The organism is Streptomyces sp. NPDC000075 (assembly GCF_040301925.1).
In the GTDB taxonomy this organism is placed as follows: domain Bacteria; phylum Actinomycetota; class Actinomycetes; order Streptomycetales; family Streptomycetaceae; genus Streptomyces; species Streptomyces polychromogenes.
Genome location: NZ_JBEPFL010000001.1, coordinates 478,285 through 498,980 on the forward strand (window position 1 = coordinate 478,285; position 20,696 = coordinate 498,980).

General features: G+C 74.7%; 27 protein-coding genes and 1 pseudogene. 13 read left to right on the top strand and 15 right to left on the bottom strand.

The window, feature by feature from the left end:
• Positions 1-90 precede the first annotated feature (90 nt).
• The 3 genes from ABT403_RS02015 (at position 91) to ABT403_RS02025 (ending at position 2,803) form a co-directional block, all read left to right on the top strand.
• Positions 91-1,077 carry a helix-turn-helix transcriptional regulator gene (locus ABT403_RS02015; RefSeq protein ID WP_344167042.1) on the top strand — a complete coding sequence of 329 codons (987 nt, stop codon included), beginning with the start codon at positions 91-93 and terminating at the stop codon, positions 1,075-1,077.
• A 198-nt stretch (positions 1,078-1,275) separates the two neighbouring features.
• A complete protein-coding gene (locus tag ABT403_RS02020; RefSeq protein ID WP_344167040.1) occupies positions 1,276-2,028 on the top strand; it encodes an ANTAR domain-containing protein in 753 nt (250 codons plus the stop codon).
• Positions 2,021-2,803 (top strand): GAF and ANTAR domain-containing protein, encoded by a 783-nt coding sequence (locus tag ABT403_RS02025; RefSeq protein WP_344167038.1) that lies wholly within the window; start codon positions 2,021-2,023, stop codon positions 2,801-2,803. The genes ABT403_RS02020 and ABT403_RS02025 overlap by 8 nt, the downstream gene beginning before the upstream one ends.
• Positions 2,804-2,819: 16 nt before the next feature.
• Here the strand turns inward: ABT403_RS02025 and ABT403_RS02030 are convergent, their stop codons facing one another.
• A complete protein-coding gene (locus tag ABT403_RS02030) occupies positions 2,820-3,509 on the bottom strand; it encodes a UdgX family uracil-DNA binding protein (RefSeq protein WP_344167036.1) in 690 nt (229 codons plus the stop codon).
• Positions 3,510-3,769: 260 nt separating this feature from the next.
• On the opposite strand from ABT403_RS02030, the gene ABT403_RS02035 reads away from it, so the two are divergent.
• A complete protein-coding gene (locus ABT403_RS02035; protein WP_344167034.1) occupies positions 3,770-4,255 on the top strand; it encodes a cupin domain-containing protein in 486 nt (161 codons plus the stop codon).
• 27 nt (positions 4,256-4,282) lie between these two features.
• On the opposite strand, the gene ABT403_RS02040 is transcribed toward ABT403_RS02035, so the two are convergent.
• From ABT403_RS02040 to ABT403_RS02080, 9 genes are all read right to left on the bottom strand, one after another.
• The gene (locus ABT403_RS02040) at positions 4,283-4,669 is read right to left on the bottom strand and encodes a hypothetical protein (protein ID WP_344167032.1); all 387 of its coding nucleotides are present in this window, start codon (positions 4,667-4,669) and stop codon (positions 4,283-4,285) included.
• A gap of 72 nt (positions 4,670-4,741) precedes the next feature.
• Entirely contained in the window at positions 4,742-5,146 is a 405-nt protein-coding gene (locus ABT403_RS02045) for a gas vesicle protein K (protein WP_344167030.1), read from the bottom strand.
• On the bottom strand, positions 5,136-5,357 hold the full coding sequence (locus ABT403_RS02050) for a gas vesicle protein (protein ID WP_344167028.1): 222 nt from the start codon (positions 5,355-5,357) through the stop codon (positions 5,136-5,138). The genes ABT403_RS02045 and ABT403_RS02050 overlap by 11 nt, the downstream gene beginning before the upstream one ends.
• Positions 5,354-6,160 (bottom strand): GvpL/GvpF family gas vesicle protein, encoded by an 807-nt coding sequence (locus ABT403_RS02055; protein ID WP_344167026.1) that lies wholly within the window; start codon positions 6,158-6,160, stop codon positions 5,354-5,356. The genes ABT403_RS02050 and ABT403_RS02055 overlap by 4 nt, the downstream gene beginning before the upstream one ends.
• Positions 6,157-6,579, bottom strand: coding sequence for a gas vesicle protein (locus ABT403_RS02060; protein ID WP_425580313.1), 423 nt, complete (start codon positions 6,577-6,579; stop codon positions 6,157-6,159). Before ABT403_RS02060 ends, ABT403_RS02055 begins: the two co-directional genes overlap by 4 nt.
• 48 nt (positions 6,580-6,627) lie before the next feature.
• Complete coding sequence (locus tag ABT403_RS02065) at positions 6,628-6,876, bottom strand: gas vesicle protein GvpG (RefSeq protein WP_344167024.1); 249 nt, start codon at positions 6,874-6,876, stop codon at positions 6,628-6,630.
• Positions 6,877-6,934: 58 nt separating this feature from the next.
• Entirely contained in the window at positions 6,935-7,654 is a 720-nt protein-coding gene (locus ABT403_RS02070; RefSeq protein ID WP_344167022.1) for a GvpL/GvpF family gas vesicle protein, read from the bottom strand.
• 3 nt (positions 7,655-7,657) lie between these two features.
• Positions 7,658-8,173, bottom strand: a complete 516-nt coding sequence (gene gvpJ, locus ABT403_RS02075) for a gas vesicle protein GvpJ (protein WP_344167020.1) — start codon at positions 8,171-8,173, stop codon at positions 7,658-7,660.
• Between the two features lie 34 nt (positions 8,174-8,207).
• The gene (locus ABT403_RS02080) at positions 8,208-8,504 is read right to left on the bottom strand and encodes a gas vesicle protein GvpO (protein WP_344167018.1); all 297 of its coding nucleotides are present in this window, start codon (positions 8,502-8,504) and stop codon (positions 8,208-8,210) included.
• Positions 8,505-8,698: 194 nt separating this feature from the next.
• On the opposite strand from ABT403_RS02080, the gene ABT403_RS02085 reads away from it, so the two are divergent.
• Together ABT403_RS02085 and ABT403_RS02090 are read left to right on the top strand one after the other, a co-directional pair.
• On the top strand, positions 8,699-9,643 hold the full coding sequence (locus ABT403_RS02085; RefSeq protein WP_344167016.1) for a histone protein: 945 nt from the start codon (positions 8,699-8,701) through the stop codon (positions 9,641-9,643).
• A 4-nt stretch (positions 9,644-9,647) separates the two neighbouring features.
• The gene (locus tag ABT403_RS02090; RefSeq protein ID WP_344167014.1) at positions 9,648-10,721 is read left to right on the top strand and encodes an SRPBCC family protein; all 1,074 of its coding nucleotides are present in this window, start codon (positions 9,648-9,650) and stop codon (positions 10,719-10,721) included.
• A gap of 72 nt (positions 10,722-10,793) precedes the next feature.
• Here the strand turns inward: ABT403_RS02090 and ABT403_RS02095 are convergent, their stop codons facing one another.
• Together ABT403_RS02095 and ABT403_RS02100 are read right to left on the bottom strand one after the other, a co-directional pair.
• Positions 10,794-10,967, bottom strand: a complete 174-nt coding sequence (locus ABT403_RS02095) for a CsbD family protein (RefSeq protein WP_344167012.1) — start codon at positions 10,965-10,967, stop codon at positions 10,794-10,796.
• Between the two features lie 100 nt (positions 10,968-11,067).
• The gene (locus tag ABT403_RS02100; protein ID WP_344167010.1) at positions 11,068-11,616 is read right to left on the bottom strand and encodes a DUF6328 family protein; all 549 of its coding nucleotides are present in this window, start codon (positions 11,614-11,616) and stop codon (positions 11,068-11,070) included.
• Positions 11,617-11,812: 196 nt separating this feature from the next.
• Here ABT403_RS02100 and ABT403_RS02105 point away from each other — a divergent pair, with 196 nt between their 5' ends.
• Complete coding sequence (locus ABT403_RS02105; RefSeq protein ID WP_344167008.1) at positions 11,813-13,057, top strand: FAD-dependent monooxygenase; 1,245 nt, start codon at positions 11,813-11,815, stop codon at positions 13,055-13,057.
• 27 nt (positions 13,058-13,084) lie between these two features.
• Here the strand turns inward: ABT403_RS02105 and ABT403_RS02110 are convergent, their stop codons facing one another.
• The gene (locus tag ABT403_RS02110; protein ID WP_344167006.1) at positions 13,085-13,465 is read right to left on the bottom strand and encodes a hypothetical protein; all 381 of its coding nucleotides are present in this window, start codon (positions 13,463-13,465) and stop codon (positions 13,085-13,087) included.
• A gap of 115 nt (positions 13,466-13,580) precedes the next feature.
• On the opposite strand from ABT403_RS02110, the gene sigJ reads away from it, so the two are divergent.
• Both sigJ and ABT403_RS02120 read left to right on the top strand, forming a co-directional pair.
• Positions 13,581-14,501 (top strand): RNA polymerase sigma factor SigJ, encoded by a 921-nt coding sequence (sigJ, locus tag ABT403_RS02115; protein ID WP_344167004.1) that lies wholly within the window; start codon positions 13,581-13,583, stop codon positions 14,499-14,501.
• Positions 14,502-14,560: 59 nt separating this feature from the next.
• Positions 14,561-15,103 carry an NUDIX hydrolase gene (locus ABT403_RS02120; protein WP_344167002.1) on the top strand — a complete coding sequence of 181 codons (543 nt, stop codon included), beginning with the start codon at positions 14,561-14,563 and terminating at the stop codon, positions 15,101-15,103.
• Positions 15,104-15,129: 26 nt separating this feature from the next.
• On the opposite strand, the pseudogene ABT403_RS02125 reads toward ABT403_RS02120, so the two are convergent.
• A pseudogene (locus tag ABT403_RS02125) lies at positions 15,130-15,620 on the bottom strand (NUDIX hydrolase).
• A gap of 160 nt (positions 15,621-15,780) precedes the next feature.
• Positions 15,781-16,467: a MerR family transcriptional regulator gene (locus ABT403_RS02130; protein WP_344167000.1), complete on the bottom strand. Its 687-nt coding sequence runs from the start codon at positions 16,465-16,467 to the stop codon at positions 15,781-15,783.
• A gap of 170 nt (positions 16,468-16,637) precedes the next feature.
• On the opposite strand from ABT403_RS02130, the gene ABT403_RS02135 reads away from it, so the two are divergent.
• The 4 genes from ABT403_RS02135 to ABT403_RS02150 all read left to right on the top strand — a co-directional run bounded on the left by ABT403_RS02135 (position 16,638) and on the right by ABT403_RS02150 (position 20,562).
• The gene (locus tag ABT403_RS02135; RefSeq protein ID WP_344166998.1) at positions 16,638-17,972 is read left to right on the top strand and encodes a YhgE/Pip domain-containing protein; all 1,335 of its coding nucleotides are present in this window, start codon (positions 16,638-16,640) and stop codon (positions 17,970-17,972) included.
• A gap of 240 nt (positions 17,973-18,212) precedes the next feature.
• The gene (locus ABT403_RS02140) at positions 18,213-19,040 is read left to right on the top strand and encodes a DUF4389 domain-containing protein (protein WP_344166996.1); all 828 of its coding nucleotides are present in this window, start codon (positions 18,213-18,215) and stop codon (positions 19,038-19,040) included.
• Between the two features lie 343 nt (positions 19,041-19,383).
• Positions 19,384-19,746 (top strand): subtilase-type protease inhibitor, encoded by a 363-nt coding sequence (locus ABT403_RS02145; RefSeq protein ID WP_425580328.1) that lies wholly within the window; start codon positions 19,384-19,386, stop codon positions 19,744-19,746.
• 57 nt (positions 19,747-19,803) lie between these two features.
• Positions 19,804-20,562, top strand: coding sequence for a class I SAM-dependent methyltransferase (locus tag ABT403_RS02150; RefSeq protein WP_344166992.1), 759 nt, complete (start codon positions 19,804-19,806; stop codon positions 20,560-20,562).
• Positions 20,563-20,696 lie beyond the last annotated feature (134 nt).

Here is a 20,696-nt window from a genome sequence, read left to right on the forward strand (position 1 = left end):
CAGTCCACCGGCGGCCCGGACCACCTCCGGGAGCCGCCGTGCGGGCGGGACCGGCCGCACGCCCGGCGACGCGAGGGGAAGGGGAAGACGATGCGACGGACCCTCGCCCCCGAGCGCCGCGACTGCGCCACCCGGAACCCCGACGAGTTCGCCGCCTTCCTCGAATCGGTCTACGGAGCGCGGCTCGGCGTGCGCGCACCGGCCCCGGCGGCCCGCCCGTACCGGATCTCCTGCGTCGCCACCCCCGCCGCCGTCGCCGGCGAACTGGAGCTGCCGGGCACCCTCGGCTTCGCGGCCGGCCCGCCGGCCCTGCTCGTCGTGTCCACCCTCCTGGCGGGCCACGTCACCGTCGCGGACGGCCGCGAGGAACACCGCTTCGGACCCGGCCACACCTTCCTCAGCGGCCGCCCCGGCCGCCCCCGCACCGCCCGTACGGAGGACGCGGCCGTCGAGAGCCTCGCCGTCCCCTGGACCGCGGTCCAGGCGGCCGCCCACCGGACCGGACCCTGCTCCCGGCGGCCCGTCCGCTTCACCGGCCTCGCCCCGCTCGACGACGCCGGGGCCGGGATCTGGCGGCGCACCGCCGACTTCGTCCGCCGCTCCCTGTTCGCCACGGATCCGCGCCCCGCCCCGCTCGTCCTCGCCGAGTCCGGGCGGCTCCTCGCCGCCACCGCGCTCGCGGTGTTCCCCAACGACACGGTCCCGGCCCCCGCCGACCGCACCGAGGGACCCGACGGCACCTCCGACACCCTGCGGCGGGCCGTCGCCTTCATCGACGACAACGCCGACCGCGACATCGGCCTGGCCGACATCGCCGGATCCGTCCCCGTCACCCCCAGGGCCCTCCAGTACGCCTTCGCCCGCCACGCCGGCACCACGCCCCTCGCCTACCTGCGCCGGGTCCGCCTCGCCCAGGTCCACGCGGAGCTCCAGGCCGCCGACCCGGCCGGCCCCGTCACCGTGACGGAGGTCGCCGCGCGCTGGGGCTTCGGGCACGCCGGCCGGTTCGCGGCCGCCTACCGGGCCGCGTACGGCGCCTCGCCCTCCCAGACCCTCCGGTTCCGGGCCGGTGACTGAGCCCGGTGACCCCCCGACCGACAGGAGGCGGCCACGGGCGGGCACCCCGCCGGACCGCAGGCGGACCCGGCGGGCGCGCCCGCCGCGCCCGCCGCCCACGGGGCGGACCGGTCACACGGCAGAATACGTTCACACCCTGCGGCATCATGGCCGGCAGCCGCCCCGGGGTGGAGGAACGGGACGGCAGGAGGTGCGGACATGGCCCGGGATCCCCGGCACGACGGGGGAGAGCACCGCTCCCTGAGCGCACTGCGGATCGCCGTCGTGCGCGAGATCGCGGCCGCTCTCACCGGCGTCCCCGCCGAAGAGGTGCCCGCCCGGCTCTGCGGCGCCCTGCTCAACCTGCTGCCCGTCACCGGCCTCGCGCTCAACCTGACCGCCGGGAAGACCTACACCACCACCCTCTGCGCGACCGACGCCACGGCCACCCGCCTCGCCGACATCCAGTTCACCCTCGGCGAGGGCCCGGGAGTGCGGGCCGCCGAGGTCTTCGCCCCGGTGCTCGCCCCGGACCTGTCGAGCGACGCCCGGCGCTGGCCGCTGTTCGTGCCGCAGGCCCTGGAGACCGGAGCCCGGGCGATGTACTCCGTACCGCTCGGCAACTCCACCGTGGTGATCGGGACGCTCGACCTCTACCGCGACACGGCCGGAAAGCTGGCGCCCGCCGACCTCGCGTCGGCCGTCCTCGCCGCCGACGCCTCTACGGCGGTCCTCGTGGGCCTCGACCACCACCGGACCACCGACGAAGGCGTCGCCTCCTGGCTGCACGGCGCCGGCGAGGCCCACAACGAGGTCTACCAGGCGGCGGGGATGCTGATGGCCCGGCTGGGCGCCACGGCGGACGAGGCCCTGCTCCTGCTGCGCGCCCGCGCCTTCCGCGAGGGCCGCACCGCGAGCGAGGTCGCCCGGGACGTGGTCCACCGCAGGATCGATTTCGACGAGAATGAATAGTCTCAAGCCCAACCGGGACGGGAAGCAGGCGACCGAGATGACCCGCGAACAGCACTTGGCCAGGGCCTTCGTCAGCCTTGCGGACACCCTCGCGCCCGACTTCGACCCCCTGAACCTCTTCGACGGCCTGGTCCGCCACTGCGTGGGCCTGCTCGACGCCGACGCGGGCGGCGCGATGATGGGCGACGCCCGTGGCGGCCTGCGCATCATGGCCGCGTCCGGAGAGGACGCCGTCCTGCTCGAACTCCTCCAGTTGCAGACCGGCAACGGACCGTGCGTGGACTGCTACCACAGCGGCGAGCCCCTCTCCGTCCCCGACCTGGCGGCCGAACGGGACCGCTGGCCGGAGCTGGCCACGGCCGCGCTGGAGGTCGGCTACCGCTCCTCCCAGACCCTCCCGCTGCGCCTCCACGAGCACGTCATCGGTGCCCTGACCCTCTTCCGCCGGGCGGCGGGCCGCCTGGCCCCGGAGGAGACGGAGATCGCCCAGGCCCTCGCCGACTCCGCCGCCCTGGCCCTCCTCCACTGGAGCGCGGACCCCGAACCGGCCGCCGAGGTGCTCACCAAGACGCAGGCGGCGATCGCCTACAAGAACGCGCTCGAGATCGCCAAGGGCATGGTCGCCCAGCACGCCGGTGTGAGCGTCGAGGAGGCCTCGCGGCTGCTTCGCGCCTACGCCGCCGACCGCCGCGCCTCCCTCGCCGACACCGTCCACGCCCTGGTCACGGGCGCCCTCGACCTCCACGGGATCGCGCCGGCCCTGCCCCGTACGTGACGGCCCCCGCCTCGGCTCAGCCCGCGAGGGCCCGGGCGGCGGCCTTCAGGTCGCTCACCAGCCCCCGGTACGCCGCCTCCCGGTCCCGCGCGCGCAGCACCGCCGACGGGTGCACGGTCACCAGCACCCGCGCCTCGGGCAGGGTCCGCCCGTCCGCCTCGGCGCCGCCTCCGGGCAGCGGCTCCAGCAGGCCCCGGTGGTCGCCGACCCGGAACGGACCGCCGAACAGCGCCCGCCCCGCCGTCGCCCCCAGGGCCACGACGAGCCGGGGCCGGACCGAGGCCAGCTCGGCCACCAGCCACGGCCGGCAGGCCGTCATCTCGCGCAGGTTCGGCGCCTTGTGGATCCGCCGCTTGCCGCCCTCCGGCACGGTGAACTTGAAGTGCTTCACCGCGTTGGTGAAGTACACGGACGACTCGTCCAGCCCGGACTCGGCCAGGGCCCGGCGCAGCAGTGCGCCGGCCGGTCCGACGAACGGCTCCCCTTCCCGGTCCTCCCGGTCCCCGGGCTGCTCGCCCACCAGGACGACGCGCGCCCGTCGCGGCCCCGCGCCGAACACCGTCCGCGTCGCGTCGGCGTGGAGCGGGCAGCCGCGGCAGGAGGCCGCCGCCCGGCGCAGGGCGCCGAGGTCGCCGGTGTCCGGTACGTACGGCCGGGCATCGTGCTCCGCGCCGCCGCCCGCCTTCTCCCGTGTGCTGTGCGCCATGAGGCCCACCTCCCGGACGTCACCGGCCCCGGTACCGGTGACCCACCCGGCGTCTTCACCCGGGGCGCCGGACCGAAACCGGTTCGGCGGCGGCGCGGGCCGCCGGGGTCCGGCGCCGGGCCCGTCCGCCGGCGCATGAAGTGCGTGCGGCCGGGCAGGCGTCCGGCGAACGATCCGGTGCCGGCCCGGCACAGCCGCCGCCCGGCGCCGGAGCACTGCACGCGGTCTTCGCACCGCGGTGCGCGAGGCGGTGGGTGGACATGGAGACGAAACCGGCGGTCCGGGGCCCGGGAGGCCCGGTCCCCGAGCCCGAAGAGCTGATGGAGATCGCCTACGAGGTGGGCCGCGACTACCTGCGCTGGAGGCCGCGGCTGGCCGAACCGGACGGCGAGGGCAACTGGATCCAGCTTTTCCGGGCCGATCGCATCGGGGTGTGGGCCATCAGCTGGCACCGTATGCCGCCGGGCACCTGCTACCTGGACCACGAGCAGGTCAGGGGCGCGGTGTACGTGGCCCGGGGGGCCCTCACCCACGAGCGGGCCCGGCTGGGGAGCGCCCCGCACACCACCGAGATCGGCGCGGGCAACGCCTTCTGCTTCGACGAGACCTTCTACCACCGGATGCACGCCGCACGGGACGCCGGACCGACCGTCACCGTCCACGTGTTCGCCACGCCCGTCGCGCCGGGGCCGGCGTCCGAGGACGAGGGCCCGGCCGGCCCGCCGCTCAGGCTGGGGCTCCCCTGAGGCGGAGCGGCCGTCGGCCCGGCCGCCTCACGCGCCTTCGTCGTAGGTGCCCGCCTCGACTTCCAGGGCGAGCTCCTGGAGCACCTCGATCGAGGAGACGTCCGTACGCCCGCTGTCGTGCGCGATGGCGAGGCTGGTGAAGGCCAGGCTGAACCCGGAGACCATCGTGTGGAGGGCCGGGCCGAGGGCTTCGGCCACCAGGGCCGCCACCTGCTGGGGCGTCGCGTCGGCGGGCACCCGGATCGACGGCAGCATCTCGTTGAGCAGCAGCGTGGCCACTCCGGGCGTGCCGGCCGGGCCGGTGTCCCCGTCCGGGCCGGTGTCCTCGTCCAGATCGGTCTCCACGGCCCGGCGTACGTCCTGGGCCTCGGTCAGGATGCCGATCACCCGCTTGAGTATCTCCGCGCGTTCCATCCTGCGGAGCCTAGTCCCGTGGCGGGGGCGGCGCTGCGGGAAACGCGGGGTTGCCCCGGATCCGCCCCGCCGTCAGCCGGAGGGGGGCAGCAGGGGGCCGAGCGGCCCCAGGTCGAGGTTGAGGTCGGCGAGCCCGTAGCCGTGCCGGGCGCACAGCTCGGTCATCCGGTCGTGGAGGGCGAGCAGGGTGGCGCCGAGCTCCTCCTCCTGGGCCTCGCTGAGCCCGCCGGCCTCGACCCGGCGCAGGGCCTGGCGTTCGATGAGCTGGCGCAGCAGTTCCACCACGGTCAGGACGAGCTTGACGAGGTCCTCCGCCGCGCTGTCGGGGCCGGTGCGGACACGGCTGCCGGGCACGCCCCGGCCGGCCGTCTCGGCGGGGGTGGCGGGCAGCAGCCGCAGCGCCCGGGACATCGCGTCGCCGACGCCGCGCAGGTCGGGTGCGTCGGGGAGGCCGTGGGCGGGGCCGTCAGCGGCCATCGGGGTCACCGTCCTGCCGTGCGGGGGCGCCCTCGGCGCCGATGGAGCAGACGAGGGCGCGCAGGGAGATCCGGACCAGGTCGATGTCGGCGATCGAGAGCACGAGGTCGCCGGCGATGACGACCCCGCCCGCCAGCAGCCGGTCGAGGAGGTCGACGAGGGCGACCTGCCGGCCGGGCAGGGCGGCGTCGCGGCGCTCGGCGGCGGTCATGGCGTCCCCGGCGCCGGCGGCGGGGTGGCGAAGGAGTAGGGCGCCCAGGGGCCGGTCACCTCGACGTGGACCCCCGGCAGGTCGCGGGCCGCCCCGGCCACCGCGGCCAGGAACTCCCCGGCGTCGGCGTCGGGCACCAGGTAGGCGTCGTTGAGGACGTTCTCCCCGGGGGACGCGCCGGTCAGCGGCCCGTTCTGGACGGGGTGGCGCACGTGGTCGCCGGCGAGGCGGCGTGCGATGGCGGCGATCCGCTCGGTGACCGCCCCGGCCTGTCGGTAGTGGTCCTCGTGGGCGTGCCGCTGCGTCCGCCGGGCCAGCAGGTAGGCCCGCCCGGGTGAGACGGCACCGGAGGGCGCGGCGTCGTCTGGGGGAGGAGCGGGCCGGACGTAGACCTTGACCCCGTACTCGGTGTGGCCGCTGAGCCGGGCCAGCAGGGTGGCGAAGGCCTGGCCCTGACGGCCCAGGGCGGCGAGCGCCCCGGCGTGGTCGGCGTAGAGGGTGGCCAGGCGCAGCGGCAGGACGGTGGTGTGCGCGGCCAGGGCCTCGATCACCCGGTGGTGGGCCTGTGCGGCCTCCTCCAGCCACCGCAGGTCCTCGAAGCGGGCCTTGAGGGCGTCCTCGTCCCACTCGGGGCCCGGGACGTCGCTGATGACGAACGCGACCGGCCCCGGGTCCTCACCGGGGGCGTCCAGCAGGGTGACGGGACGGCCCCCCACGCCGGTGAGGGAGGGCAGCAGCCGCCGTACGGCGGGCGCGGGCGGCGTGACGGCGTAGACGTACGTGAGGACGGGCGGGGCGCTCATGACGGGGGCCTTCGCTTCGCGGCGCCGCGCGCGGGAGCTTCTTCCTCCCGGCGGGCGGCCGGCCCGGGCGTCTCCCGGGCCTCCGGGAGCGCGGCCGTGCGGCGCAGCCGCTCCAGCTCGGCGCGGAGCCGTTCGTTCTCGGCGGCCAGCGACCCGTCCTCGTGCCGGGAGGACAGCGAGGCGTCGTGCTCCCACCAGTCGATGCCCATCTCCTTCGCCTTGTCCACGGAGGCGATCAGGAGGCGCAGTTTGACGGTCAGCAGCTCGATGTCGAGAAGGTTGATGCGGATGTCGCCGGCGATCACGATCCCCTTGTCGAGGACCCGCTCCAGGATGTCGGCCAGACTGGCCGAGGAGCCGGACGGGTAGTCGGCCATCGCGGGGCCGGAGCCGAACCTGCGGGCCATCGGGTCGGTCACGGTACCCACCTCCGGGCAGGTCTCGTCGGGTCGGGTCACCGGTCCGCGTCACCGGTCGGGGCCGCGGTACGCCTCGATCTCGCTCAGACGGTCCAGCAGCACGTCCTCCTCGCGGTCGAACGTCTCCTGGTCGATCTCCCCCTCCACCAGCCGGTGTTCGAGGTCCGCGAGCGCGGCCCACACGGGGCGGGGGTCGTAGTAGCGGGCCTCCGCCTCACGGGCCACGCGCTCCGCCGCCCACAGCGCGGCGCGTACCGGTAGCAGGGGCGCGGTGATCAGCTGGGTGAGCAGTCCCATGGCCCACCCTCCTCTCGGCGGTCTCGTCAGGGCGTTGGTGCGTGCAGCGGCCGGGGCCTCACGGGACGAAGCTGTACGGCGGGAGCGGCCCGGCCACCCTGGTCCGTACACCGGAGTCGGTGTCGCGGGCGAGCTCGGTGTGCGCGTCGAGGAAGGAGCGCTCGCCGTCGCGGGGGACGAGCAGGGAGAGGTTGAGGAAGTCCTCGCCGGTCGGCGGGTGCACGACGTACGCCCGGGCGGTCGGCGCCAGGGCGCGGATGAGTTCGGCCGAGGCGTGCGAGCGGCGCCGTTCCACCTCGCCGGCGACCAGCCGGCCCAGCTCCAGGGGCAGCCGCGGGTCGGTGTCCCCGGCGAGGATCTCCTCGTTGAGGCCGCTGGCGCGCGGCGAGTCGGCGAGGATCCCGCGCAGCAGGGCCCCCTCCTCCTGTTCGGCCTTGACGTTGTACTCGGCGCACCCCTGGACGCCCGCCAGGGCGTCGAGGTAGGTGTCCGCCCGCTCGTCCAGGACCTGCCGTACGGCCCCGTCGTCCGGTGCGACGTAGCCGAACTGCAGCGGCAGGGGGGTCCCGTCGGCCAGGAGGCGGTCCAGGACCGCCTGGTGGGCGATCAGGTCCCGCCGCCGGGGGCGGATCTCCTCCTCGCCCACGTCACTGACCACGGCCCGCAGCTCTCCGCTCTCCACCACCCGGACGGGCGGGTCCCCCGGGCCGACGCCGGTGAGTCCGTCCAGGCGGCAGGGATGCTCGCGCCGGGTCACCGCGTACACGTAGACGGCCATGGGTCACTCCCTCTCCCGCCGCGCCGGCCGGCGCGCCGTCCTGCGGCGCCGGACGGGCCGCTCTTCCGGTTCCGCCTCCGGCTCCTCGTCCTCGTCCTCCTCCTGCTCCTCCGGCTCCTCGTTCTCGTCCTCGTCCTCGTACTCGTCGTCGTTTCCGCCGGTGAGCGACTGCTTCACCGCCTCGACCGCGCCGCTGAGGGCGCCCTTGGTCTTGCCGCGGCTGCCGCCCTCGACCATGTCCCCGACGACGTCCGGGAGCTGTGCGGGGGCCTTGCGGCCGGTTTCCAGGTCGAGCCGGTTGCACGCCTCGGCGAAACGCAGGTAGGTGTCCACGCTGGCGACGACGATGCGTGCGTCGATCTTCACCAGCTCGATCCCGACCAGGGAGACGCGCACGAAGACGTCGATGACCATTCCCCGGTCGAGGATGAGTTCCAGGACGTCGTAGAGACTGCTGGAGCTGCCGCCCCCGCCGTCACCCCTGACGGCCGTTCCCGCTCCCTGCGGCATCATCGTCATGGCGTCGCTTCCCTTCCGTACCGGTCGTCCGGCGTCAGCGGCCCGGCCGGTCGACCGCGCCCCGGCTGTACCGCCGGGTCCTCTCGTAGGAGATCAGTTCGCCTTCCTCGTCCAGCGCGACGGTGTAACTGCCCATGACGCTGGTGGTGTCGGGGATGCGCTCCAGTTCGACCACCTCCACGACCGCCTCCCAGCCGTCCTCCGTGGGTTTGACGGAGGACACCGAGTCGGGCGGGCGTCCCAGCAGCTCGGCCAGCTGCTCGGCGGCGGCCCGGAGTACCGCGGCCGCGCCGGGCGCGCCGCGCCTGCGGGCCGGTCGTCGCGTGGCCATGTGCTCCCCTCGTGAACGAATCTCCATGGACTAGCGCCCCTCCCCAGGTGAGCGAGGGACACACCTCATCAACAGAACTTTTTTGGCATATGCCGCATATTCGGCGCTGGTGCGAGCAGGCCTGTACATATCGCGCGGGCCGGCCACCGCCGGCACGGCGCGTCGACCCACCACCTTCGGAAGGGACCAGGCTGATGGACGACGCGAGCAAGATCGCCCTGGCAGCCGCCATCGCGGGGGGCTACGTGCTGGGCCGGGCGAAGAAGGGTCGCATGGCCCTGTCCCTGGCCACCTACCTCGCGGGCCGCAGGTTCGGCCTCGACCCGGGCCAGCTGATGACGCAGGGCCTGAAGAAGCTCGGAGACATCCCGCAGGTCGCCGAGCTCGGTGAACAGGTGCGCGGCGAAGCCTTCGCGGCGGGCCGCAAGGCCCTCGCCGCGGCCGCCAACCGCCAGCTGTCCGGCCTGGCCGACACGCTCCACGAGCGCACCCTCGAGCTCACCCGGGGCCCTGAGGACAAGGCGGAGGACGAGGACGCATACGAAGAGGACGACGGCCGGGACTACGAGGACGAGGAGCCCTACGAGGACGAGGACGAGAGCGAGTACGAGGACGAAGACCGGGACGAGGAACGGGACGAGGCACAGGAGGACGAAGAGCCGGAGGAGGAACCGGAACAGGAGGACGAGGAGGACGAGGAGGACGAAGGCGAGGAGGACGAGGAGCCGCGCAGGACACGGACGGCGCCGCGTTCCCGCCGGGCCCCCGCGCGGCCCTCCACGCCGGCCCGGACGCCGTCGCGCACGTCCGCGTCCCGCAAGACGGCGGCGCCGGCGAAGAAGACCGCCTCCCGGAGCAAGCCGGCGAAGAAGGCGGCCGCCCCGGCGAAGAAGACCTCCTCCCCGCGGCGCGCTCCGGCGAAGAAGGCCGCCGCGAAGAAGACCACCGCGAAGAAGACCGCGGTGAAGAGGCCGGCCGCGAAGAGGCCCGCCGCCAAGCCGCCCGCGAAGAAGACGGCGGCCAAGCGAGCGCCGGCGAAGAAGACCGCCGCCGGCCGTACGGCCCGCAGCACAGGGGCCAAGAAGACCGCCGCACCGGCGAAGAAGTCGTCGGCGCGCAAGCCGTCGACCCGGAGGTAGGGCCATGGCCACCAGGGAACGCTCCCGTTCCGGGGGCAAGACGTCCCCCATGGACCAGCTGCTCGGCGAACTGGGCGGCTACCTGACGGCACAGGCCGAAAACCTGGCCGACAAGGCCGCGGACAAGATCGACGACCTCACCGACCAGCTCTACGACGTGGCGGACGGGCAAGGGTCCCTCGCCGGGATCGGCAGCCGGATGCTCCAGGGCGACTCGCCCCTCAAGGCCGCCGTCGGCGGCTCGCTGGGCAGCCTCGTGGACAAGGCCAAGGAGGTCGGCGGCGGCCTGCTGGGCGGCGGCGGGGGCAAGAGCCGCAAGGGCGGATCCAAGCCCACCCACATCGCCGAATCCGTCGACATCGGCGTACCGGTGCGCACCGCCTACGACCACTGGACCCGGTTCGAGGACTTCAGCGGTTTCGCCAAGGGCGTGCGCAGCGTGTCCCAGGACGACGACACGACCTCGGCGTGGAAGGTCAAGGTCGGCCCGTCCACCCGTAGCTGGAAGGCCACCGTCCAGGAGCAGATCCCCGACGAACGGATCGTCTGGACCTCGGACGGGCCCAAGGGGACCACGCGGGGATGCGTCAGCTTCCACGAGCTGGGCCCGTCCCTCACACGTGTGCTGCTGGTCGTCGAGTACTACCCCTCCGGCCTCTTCGAACGCACGGGCAACCTCTGGCGCGCCCAGGGCCGCCGCATGCGGCTGGACCTGAAGCACTTCCTGCGCCATGTGACGCTCTCCGGCGACGACGACCCCGAAGGGTGGCGCGGGGAGATCCGTGACGGCGAGGTGGTGACCACCCACGAGGAGGCCGTCGAGGAGGAGCGGCGGGAGGAGGACCAGGGCGAGGACCAGGGCGAGGACCAGGGCGAGGACCAGGACGAGGGCGAGGCCGAGGGCGAGGCCGAGGCCGAGGAGTACGACGAGGAGGAAGAAGAGCCCGACGCCGGGGAGGAGGACGAGGAGGAGGCCGAGGAGGCCGAGGACGAAGAGGACGAAGAGGAGGAGGAACCGGAAGAGGAACCCGAACAGCGGGAGGAGGAGCGGCGTCCGCGCCGCAGGCGCCGTCGCTGACCGGGTGTCCGGCACCCGCGTAGAGGCCGCCGTCCTCAGGGACGGCGGCCTCCACGCGGCTGGGACGCCCGGCTAGTGCTTCATGGTGTCCTTGGCCTTCTGCCCGGTCTGCTTCGCGTCGGCGATCGCCTGTTCGGCGCGCCCCTTCGCTTCGAGGCTCTCGTTTCCGAGGGCCTTGCCGGTGGTCTCCTTGACCTTGCCCTTGACGTCCTTGCCCATGTTCTTGGCCTTCTTGCCCGCTGCCATGCGTGCTCACCTCCTGGACTGGGTTCCCCCGGCGCCTGCCCGGCGGGCGGGCGCGTATGCGTACGAGCCGGATTTTTTCGGCCCCGCTCTCACGGCCCCGTCACGGCTCCACGTCGAGCGGGGCGGAGCCTCGGCGCAGCACCGCCGTTCGGCGGACGAGGGCGGTGGGGACGAGCCAGCAGCCCGCGCACCACACCACCACCATCACGTCCACCGTCAGGGCGGTCCGCGCCCCCAGGACGGTGCGCAGCACGATCAGCAGGGCGAGGGCGACCATGCCCAGCAGGAGCACGAGCCCCGTCAGCGTCAGGCGCGCGGCCCAGACCACGGCCTCGGGTTTGACGCCGAGGCCGGTGACGAGGCGGTGCAGGCACACGGGCGCGGTCAGGGCTCCGGTGGCCGCGCCACCGAGCACCACGCAGACCACGTAGAGGAGGTGGTCCGTGGCCGGCAGGTGGGCGAAGACCTGGGTGAAGGGCGCGGCCAGCAGGAACGCGAGGAGCAGCTGGACCGCCGTGAGGGCGACGCGCACCTCGTGCAGGAGTTCCCCCCACAGCCGGTCCGCCCGTTCGTCACAGCTCTCGTGCCGGTCGCCCGGACCGAGCAGACGGGCGTGCCGATGCGTCCTCATGAGCAGCCGGTTCGACATGGCGGCCTCCTCGCGGTGATGCGTGCGTCTGCCCCGAGGGGCCCGCGTCATGCGGCCGGCGTGGCGGCCGCGGGGGTCGCGGCGGTGCCCGGCCCGCGCCGGACGGCCGCCTGGACGGGCCCCCGCGCGGCGGTCGTAGAGTGGCCCCCGCAGCGGCGGGGCGGGGCGGTGCCCGGCCCGGGCGAAGGGGTGGTGCATGCCGAAGCGTCACGCGGTGGTGGCCGGTGCCGGGATCGGCGGCCTGACCGCCGCACTCGCGCTGCACCGGCGGGGCTGGCACGTCACCGTCTGCGAACGCGCGCCGCGACAGCCCGTCACCGGCGCCGGGATCGGCCTCGCCCCCAACGCCCTGCGCGCCCTGGAGGCCATCGGCGTCGACGCCGCCCACGCCGCCGGCAGCGCCGTCCCCGCGTGGATGGGCGTACGCGACCGAGGCGGGCGGTGGCTGACCCGTACCGGGACCGCGTACCTGGCGTCCCGCTACGGTCTGGCCCCGATCGCCGTCCCGCGCCCGGCCTTCACCGCCGCCCTGGCGGCCGGCCTGCCACCGGGCCGCATCCGCTACGGCACCGCTGTGACGGGCGTCGACCAGGGCGGCGGCCGTCCGGTCGTGCGGACGGGTTCCGGGCCGGACCTTCCCGCCGATCTGGTGGTCGCCGCCGACGGCATCCACAGCCCGCTGCGCCGGGCGCACTTCCCCGCGCATCCGGGGCTGCGCTACCTCGGGGAGACCGCCTGGCGGGTCCTCGTCAACGCCCCGGAGCTGGACGTACCGGCCATGAGCGAGACCTGGGGGAGGGGGGCCCGGTTCGGTGTGACCCCGCTGTCCGACGGCCGGTTCTACCTCTACGCCACCGCCGTCCTGCCCGCCGGGACCCGGTCGGCCGACCCGAGGGCCGAGCTGCTGCGCCGCTTCGGCTCCTGGCACGACCCCATCCCGGCGCTGCTGGAGCGGGTGGGCCGGCTCGACCCGGCCGAGATCCTCCGGAACGACCTCTACGACCTCGCCGCCCCGCTCCCGGCCCTCCACCGGGGGCGGATCGCCTGGCTCGGGGACGCCGCCCACGCGATGGCCCCCAACCTGGGCCAGGGCGGCTGCCAGGCCATCGAGGACGCGGTGGTCCTGGCCCGGCTGCTCCCGCGCGGCGACACCCCGGACGGCACCGGAGGTGAGGGGGACCCCGACAGCGCTGCGGGCCCGGCGGGCCGGGCGGGCGGTGACGGCCGGGACCCGGTCGCGGCCGCCCTGGCCGCGTACACCGCGGCCCGCCGCGACCGCACCGACGCCGTACGGGTACGCGCACGCCGTGTCGGCCGCCTGGGCGCCCTGCGCAACCCGTTGGCGGCGGCCCTCCGCGACCTCGCCGTCCGCGCGACCCCGGTCCGCCTGGCCCTGCGGGGGATGGACGACCTCTTCGACGGCTTCCACGTCCCGGGATAGCCGGCCGGGTACCCGTCAGCGCCCGCGTCAGGCCCGGCGCCGCCGCGCCAGGTCCAGCACGCTCAGCCCGAACATCAGGACCCCCAGCGGGACATGGACCGAAGGGACGTGCGCGATGCCCAGGACCACCTGCACCGAGGCCAGCACGAGGAACCCGGACGCGTACAGCACGGGGCGGGGCGACCCGCCCCCCGGCCGCCACGCCAGGACCGCCGCGAGCACGTACAGCATCGACGCCCCGTACATCACACGCGCTCCGACGCCGTGCAGCGTCTCGCCGTACGAGGTGGACAGCAGCAGTCCGGCGGTGCCGGCCTGGAAGAAGATGGCCAGCGTCTGCACGGCCACCGCGGCCTGAAGGAACGCCGGCGCGGTCCGCCGGGTGGTCGTCGTCTCGATGGTCGCCATGGAAGGCCCCCGTCTCTCTGCCTTGCGGCCGTGGTCGGTACTGTCTCGCCGTTACGACGACGCAGCCCCCCGAAGTGTGAGGCGGGGGCGAGCAGCCCCGAGGAGCGGCCGCGCCATGAGCACCCCACCCGAGCCCGGCCCGAGCCTGATCGACGGCGAGCGACGGCACCTGACCAACCTGGCCTACCGGCTGCTCGGTTCGCTCACCGAGGCCGAGGACGCGGTCCAGGAGGCCTACGCCCGCTGGTACGCGATCACGGAACGGCGGCGGGCGGCCGTCGAGTCCCCGGCCGCCTGGCTGACGACGGTCGTCGGCCGGATCTGCCTGGACGTGCTCGGCTCGGCCCGCGTCCGCCGCGAACGCTACGTCGGCGAGTGGATCCCCGAACCCCTGCCCGACCGCACGCAGTGGCCCGCCGCACCGCCGGGAGCGGCCGACCCCGCGGACCGGGTCACCGTGGACGATTCGGTGGACATGGCCTTCCTCGTCGTCCTGGAGTCGATGACCCCGGCCGAACGCGTGGCGTTCGTCCTGCACGACGTCTTCCGGTACTCCTTCCCCGAGATAGCCGGCATCGTCGGCCGCACCCCGGCGGCCTGCCGCCAGCTGGCCTCCTCGGGCCGCCGCCGCGTCGGCGCGCACCGGCGCCCCGCACCCCCGGCCCCCCGACAGGCCTCCGTGCTCCGGGACTTCAAGGAGGCGTGGCAGGCGGGCGACATCAAGACCCTGGTCGCCCTCCTGGACCCCGACGCCGTGATGACGGCCGACGGCGGCGGCCTGGTCAGCACCGTCCGGCGCACGATCGAGGGCGGCCAGGACATCGCCCGCTACCTGACGTACATCGCCGGCCTCTCCCCGGACCTGACCCTCCTGGAACGCACCGTCAACGGCCGCCCCGGCCTGGTGGCCCAACGTGCCGGCGCCACGGTGACGGTGGCGGCCTTCGGCCTCACGGAGGACCGCATCACCCGCATCTGGGCGGTCCGCAACCCGGAGAAACTCCGCCCCTGGACCCACACCCCCACCCACCCCTGAGCCGCACGGACGTGGCCCGCCGGGGCGGACCCGGGGCGCGGCCCCCGATACTGGGCCCCATGGCCAACACCCCGCCCCGGCAGCCCGTCCCGTTCTCCCGCGTCAAGATCCGCGTCGGGGCCCTCGTCTTCTGCGGCGACGAGGTCGCCCTCATCCGCCGGGACCGCGACGGCGCCGTCCACTACACCCCGCCCGGAGGGAACGTCGAGGACGGCGAGGACCTCACCGCCGCCCTGCGCCGCGAGCTGGAGGAGGAACTCGCCCTGGACACCGACCGGGCCGAGGGCGGCGACCTGCTCTGGGTCGTCGACCAGCGCGTCACCCGCCCGGGCCCCACCCCGCCGCCCCGCAAGCTCCACCTCGTCTACCGCCTGCACGTCACCCCCGACGTGCGTGCGTCCCTCGCCGCGTACGAACACGACGAACTCCCCGACGGCGGCCACGACATCGGCGTCATCGAGTGGATCGACTACCGACAGACCGCCGCCCTGCCGCTCTTCCCGCCCCTCGGCCCCGCCCTCGCCGCGCTGCCCGACCCGCGTGCGACGGTCGCCGACGCCGCGCTGGACGCCGTCACGGACGAGACCTACACCTGGGTGTGAGCGGCCGGCCCTGCGCCCCCGGCCGCTCAGCCGTCGAGCGCCCGGTACCGGGCGTAGGCCTCCACCGAGTCCGGGACGAACGGCCACCGCGCCATCAGCCCCGGCAAGGCCTCCTCCTCGACCCACCCCCACCAGGCGACCTCCCCCGGGTCGGGCGACGGCGTCCCCGTGATCAGCGCCTCGTGCACGCCAGCCAGTACGGGGAGATCACCCCCTGGCACAGGAACTTGAACCGGAAGCGCACCGGCGCCGTCGTCCCGAGCTCCTCCGCCAGCTCCCGCCCGGCGGCGGCCCCGTACTCCTCACCGGCCTCCACGCCCCCGCCGAGCAGCCAGTTGTAGGCGCCAGGGAAGCGCGAGTCCTCGTCCGGGCGGCGGTGCACGAGCACCCGGCCCCCGGCGTCCCGGCACACCACCGTGGCCACCCGGTGCAGCCACCGCCGCTCGATGGCCTCACCGCGCTCCACCACGCCCAGCACCCGGTCGTGCTCGTCGACCCGATCCACCCACTCGGCCATACCCGGTCCCCCTCGCGATTCCGCCCGGCGCGGCGCCGGGCACGTCCCCCGGCAGTACAGGGGAGCCGTACGACCCGGGCGGGCGGGGTCGCATTCCGGCCAACTCGCCCTGCCCAAACCCACGTCGTCACGCTCCCCGCGAACGGGTGACGGGCCCGCCTCAGTGCGGCCCGCACCCCGACGGCGCGCCGGCGGCGTCCGCGTCCTCCAGGCGGCGCCGGACCCGGTCCTCCTGGGCGAGGCGCCGCAGCAGCTCGAAGACCGGGGCGCAGATCGCGAAGACGATCACGGCCCGCTCGGCCAGGGCCAGCGGGTCGTCGAGGCACTCCGCCCGCTCCAGGTCCAGCCGGGCCACCGACTCGGCGAGCCGGGCGTACGCGGCCAGCTCGCCCGGGGCGTACCCGGCGTCCAGCCGCCGCAGCTCCTTGAGGGCCGTCGTGAGCCCCCGTACGTGCGGTGACGCGCCCGGCGCCCGCCAGTCCAGGTCCGCCAGCAGCTCCGCCACCTCGGCGGCGGCGGCCTCCTCGGCCTCCGCGTCCCCGTCCTCGTCCACGCCGGCCGCGGAGGAGGCCACCGGTACCGGAAGGGCGTAGCTGATCGCCCCGAGGGCGCCCTCGGTGGTGTGGGCCTGGTCGACCGCGCCGAGGACCTCGCGGGTGGCGGCGATGGACAGGCCGCCGAGCGTGGTCAGCGCCTTGATCAGCCGGAGCCGCTCCGCGTGCTCCTCCCCGTACTCGGCCAGGGTCGCGGCGGTCGCGCGGCCCGCGGGCAGCAGGCCCTGGCGCCGGAAGTACTTGATGCTGGCGACCGGTACGCCGGTCCGCCGGCTGAGCTCCGAGATCTTCATACGGCCTCCCTGCCGGTCATCCGGTCCGGTTTCCGGCACCGGCGCTTGCGGCGATTGGACACCACAACAAGATACTGCCAGTATCCAGTAGCTGGATACCAGAAGTATCCAGTTGAGGAACGCGGCCCAGGCAGCCGACCGCAGCCGCACCGGAAGATCCCGGAGAACCGATGCCCCACCCCACGCCCCGCTCCGTGCTCCGCCGACCCCAGCTGTGGATCGGAACGGGGCTCATCGCCGCAGTGGTCTCGATGCTGTTCGCCCTGCTCTACGTGGGCGGCAACGTCAACCCCAGAGGCAACCTGCGCGACCTGCCCGTGGCCCTGGTCAACGCCGACGCCGGAGCCGACGCGGGCGGCCGCCACGTCGCACTGGGCGAACAGGTCGTCGCCGGCATACGCAAGGCCGCCGAGAACGACAAGAGCATCGACTGGCAGCCGGTCAGCCGCGAGGAGGCCGACAAGCGCCTCGGCAGCGGCAAGGTCTTCGGCGCCCTGGTCATCCCGCAGGACTTCAGTGCCACGGTGACCGCCCTCGGCGCCCCTCAGGCCGCACCGGGCAAGCAGCCCGCCCCGCCGGTGATGAACGTGCTGACCAACCAGTCCGCCGGCAGCATCGGCTCCTCCATGTCCTCCCAGGCCGCCCAGAAGGCCGCCCACGCCGCCTCCGCCCAGATCGGCCAGGAGCTCCTCAAGCAGGCCGCGGCCCAGAAGGTCCAGCTGCCGCCGGCCGCCCAGCTCAAGCTCGCCGACCCGGTGACCGTCACCGTCGCCGACGGCCACCCCCTCGGCGCCCGCAGCGCCATGGGCCTGAGCGCCTTCTACTACGCCCTCGTCCTCGTCGTCTGCGGCATGCTCGGCGCCAACCTGGTCAACTCCCAGGTCGACACCGCCCTCGGCTACCTGCACACCGACTTCGGCCCCTTCCGCAAGCGCGAGCCCGTCCAGCACACCAGCCGCGTCCGCACCCTGGCCATCGGCATGGCGCTGATGCTCGGCCTGTCCGTGCTGATGGGCTCCCTGGTCGAGGTCGCCACCGTCGGCATCCTCGACATGGACGCCTCCCACCTCGGCCACCTGTGGCTGTACTCGGTCGCCACCATCGCCGTCGTCGGCATCGGCAGCCTCGCCCTGTTCGCCGCCTTCGGCACCCCGGGCATGCTGCTCGCCACCGTCGTCTTCGTCGCGATGGCCGTCCCCTCCTCCGGCGCCACCGTGCCGCTCCAGGCGCTGCCCGGGTTCTTCCGCGGGCTCTCCGAGTTCGAGCCCCTGCGCCAGATCACCGAGGGCCTGCGCTCCCTGCTCTACTACGGCGCCCAGGCCGACGCCGGCCTGACCCGGGCCTGGGCCTCGATGGGCATCGCCCTCGCCGCCGCCCTGGTCTTCGGCTTCGCCGTCACCGCCTTCTACGACCGCCGGGGCCTGCACCGCATCCCCCGGCCCGAGGCCGAGGCCGAGGCCGACACCCCGGCCGCTCCCGCCCCGGCGGAGCCCGCCACGGCCTGAGCCGCCGCCGCACCCCTTCCGGAGCGCCGGCCCCCCGTCGAGGAGACGGGGGGCCGGCGCTCCCGCGTTCCCGGCGTGGGGGCCCTTCAGGGCAACGAGCGGCCCCGTACAGCCCGGGATCCTTGGAATGAGGCGTTCCGCGAGGTACCCCTGGCAGGGCGTACGCGCACAGCCCCAGGCCCCCGGCCCGGCCGGGACCGCCAGCGGGGCCGGCGCGCCCACCGACGGCAGGAGCGCCCCATGACCACAGCCTGGAACCCCCGCCCGCCCGAGGGCGGACACCCGCAGGCCGAACACCTGCCGGAACTCGACGTCCCGCCGCCGGACCGCCAGCGGCGCTGGACGGTCCTGCTGCGCTTCCTGCTGCTCCTGCCCCAGTTCATCGTCACGGCGGTCCTCGGCATCGCCGCCTTCTTCGTGACGATCGTCGGCTGGTTCGCCGCCCTGTTCACGGGCCGCCTCCCGGCCGGCGTCGCCGACTTCCTCGGCGGCTACCTGGCGTACGAGACCCGGGTGACGGCGAGCGCGCTGCTGCTGGTGGACCGGTACCCGCCCTTCTCCTTCGAGGGCCAGGGCCACCCCGTCCGCATCGAGCTGCGCCCCGGCGAGCTGAACCGGCTGGCGGTGCTGTTCCGGTTCGTCCTGATGATTCCGGCGGCGATCGTGACCACCGTCCTGCAGTACGGCCTGGCCGTCGTCTGCTGGGTGTTCTGGCTGATCACGCTGGTGCTGGGGCGGATGCCCGGGCCCGTGTTCAGCGCCGTCGCCGCGGTGGTGCGGTACCGGATGCGCTACCAGGCGTACACGATGATGCTGACCTCCGCCTACCCCAAGCGCCTCTTCGGCGACGGGCCGCCGGCCGGGCAGCCCCTGCCCCCCGCTCCGGCAACCGTCCCCTCCGCGACCCGGCCCCTGCTCCTCGGTACGCCGGCCAAGGCGCTGCTGGTGCTGTTCCTCGTGCTCGGCGTTCTGTGCGGGGGCGCGTCCCAGACCGTTCAGATCCGGCAGGGGCGCTGGGGCCACCTCGACGACAACGGAGCCGCAACCGCATCAATCCGGACAAGCTGAATGGACTCCAGGTGTACACGGGGTGCGAAGGGCCAGGTCAGCCGCCCGGCCCGGCGGCCCCGACCCGGCGATCACCCCCTGTCCGCATCCGGATACGGAGTGATCGCACCCGGGCTGAGCTGCCCGAACGACCATTCGTTCTCCGGTATTCGAACAGTCTGTCCGTAAACAGGTCATCGATATGCGGAGCACCTTCACATCAGACAGACTCGGCCACATCGGAGCGCGACAACGCAAGAAATTGCCGCGCTAAACCTTCGTATCGAAAGTGAGTTGTGTCGTGCGCTACCGCTTCGCTGCTGTCTCCGCCGCCGCCCTCCTGTGCCTGGCCGGCGCCACCGGCATGGCGGAGGCAAAGCCCACCAGCCTGTACGCCCCCTCCGCGATGGTGTTCTCCATCGCCCAGGGCGACGACGCCGCAGCCGCCACCGTCCTGCGCGCCGCCACCCTCAGCTGCATGCCGACCGCCCAGGGCACCCACCCCGACCCCAAGGCCGCCTGTACCGCCCTGAACTCCACCGGGGGCACCCTCGACCGGCTCCTCGCCGCCCCCGACGTCAACCGCGCCTGCCCGATGCACTACGCCCCGGTCACCGTGACGGCCGACGGCGTCTGGCAGGGCGGCCGGGTCTCCTGGAAGCACACCTTCTCCAACACCTGCGACATGTCCGCGACCCTCAACGGCAACGCCGTCTTCGCGTTCTGACCCCGCCTCCGGGGGCGCGCCCTGTTCCGCCGGGCCGCCCCGGGCCATAGTCGGTCCATGACCCACGAGACCCCCGCCCACGAGCGGGCCCTGGCCTTCAGCCGGGCCGCACACGCGTACGCCGCCCACCGGCCGGAGTATCCGGCGGCCGCCTTCGACGTGCTGGAGGAACTGGCCGGGCTGCGGCTGGCCGGAGCCCGGGTGGCCGACGTGGGCACCGGGACCGGACTGGCCGCACGCGCCCTGCGGGAGCGCGGGGCGCGGGTGATCGGAGTGGAACCCGGCGCCGGCATGGCCGCGCGGTTCCGGCGCGACCTGCCCGACGTGCCGCTGGTACGCGGCGACGGCAACCGCCTCCCGCTGGCGGACGGCTCGCTGGACCTCGTCGGCTACGCCCAGTCCTGGCACTGGACCGACCCCGCACGCGCCGTGCCCTCGGCCCTGCGCGTCCTGCGGCCCGGAGGAGCCCTCGCCCTGCTGTGGAACGACCCGGACCCGTCCGTGGAGTGGGTGGCCGAGCAGCAGGAACGGATCGTCGGGCGGTTCGGCGACGGCTGCTACATCTCCGACCGCACCCTCCCCCCGGGGCTGCCGTGGCGCACCCGGGAACTGCGCTGGTCGCGTCGCATCTCCGTCGGCTTCCACCTGGCGAAGCTGGCCACGCACTCGGCGTTCATCGTCCACGACGGGGACGGCGCGGCCGAGTTCCTGGCGGCGGAGCGCACGCACCTCCTGCGGCGCTTCCCCGACGGCACCCTGGACGAGCCGTACGTCAGCCTCGTCGCGGTCGCCGTCAGCCCCGGCACACGGGACTGACGGCGACCCGGGCCGGGGGGGGGCCCCCCCCCGCCCCCCCCCGGTGGGGGGGGGGGGGGCCCCCCCCGGGGCCGGAGGGGGGGGGGGCCGGAGGGGAAGAGGGGGGGGGGGGGGGAGAGGGGTTTTAATTGGGT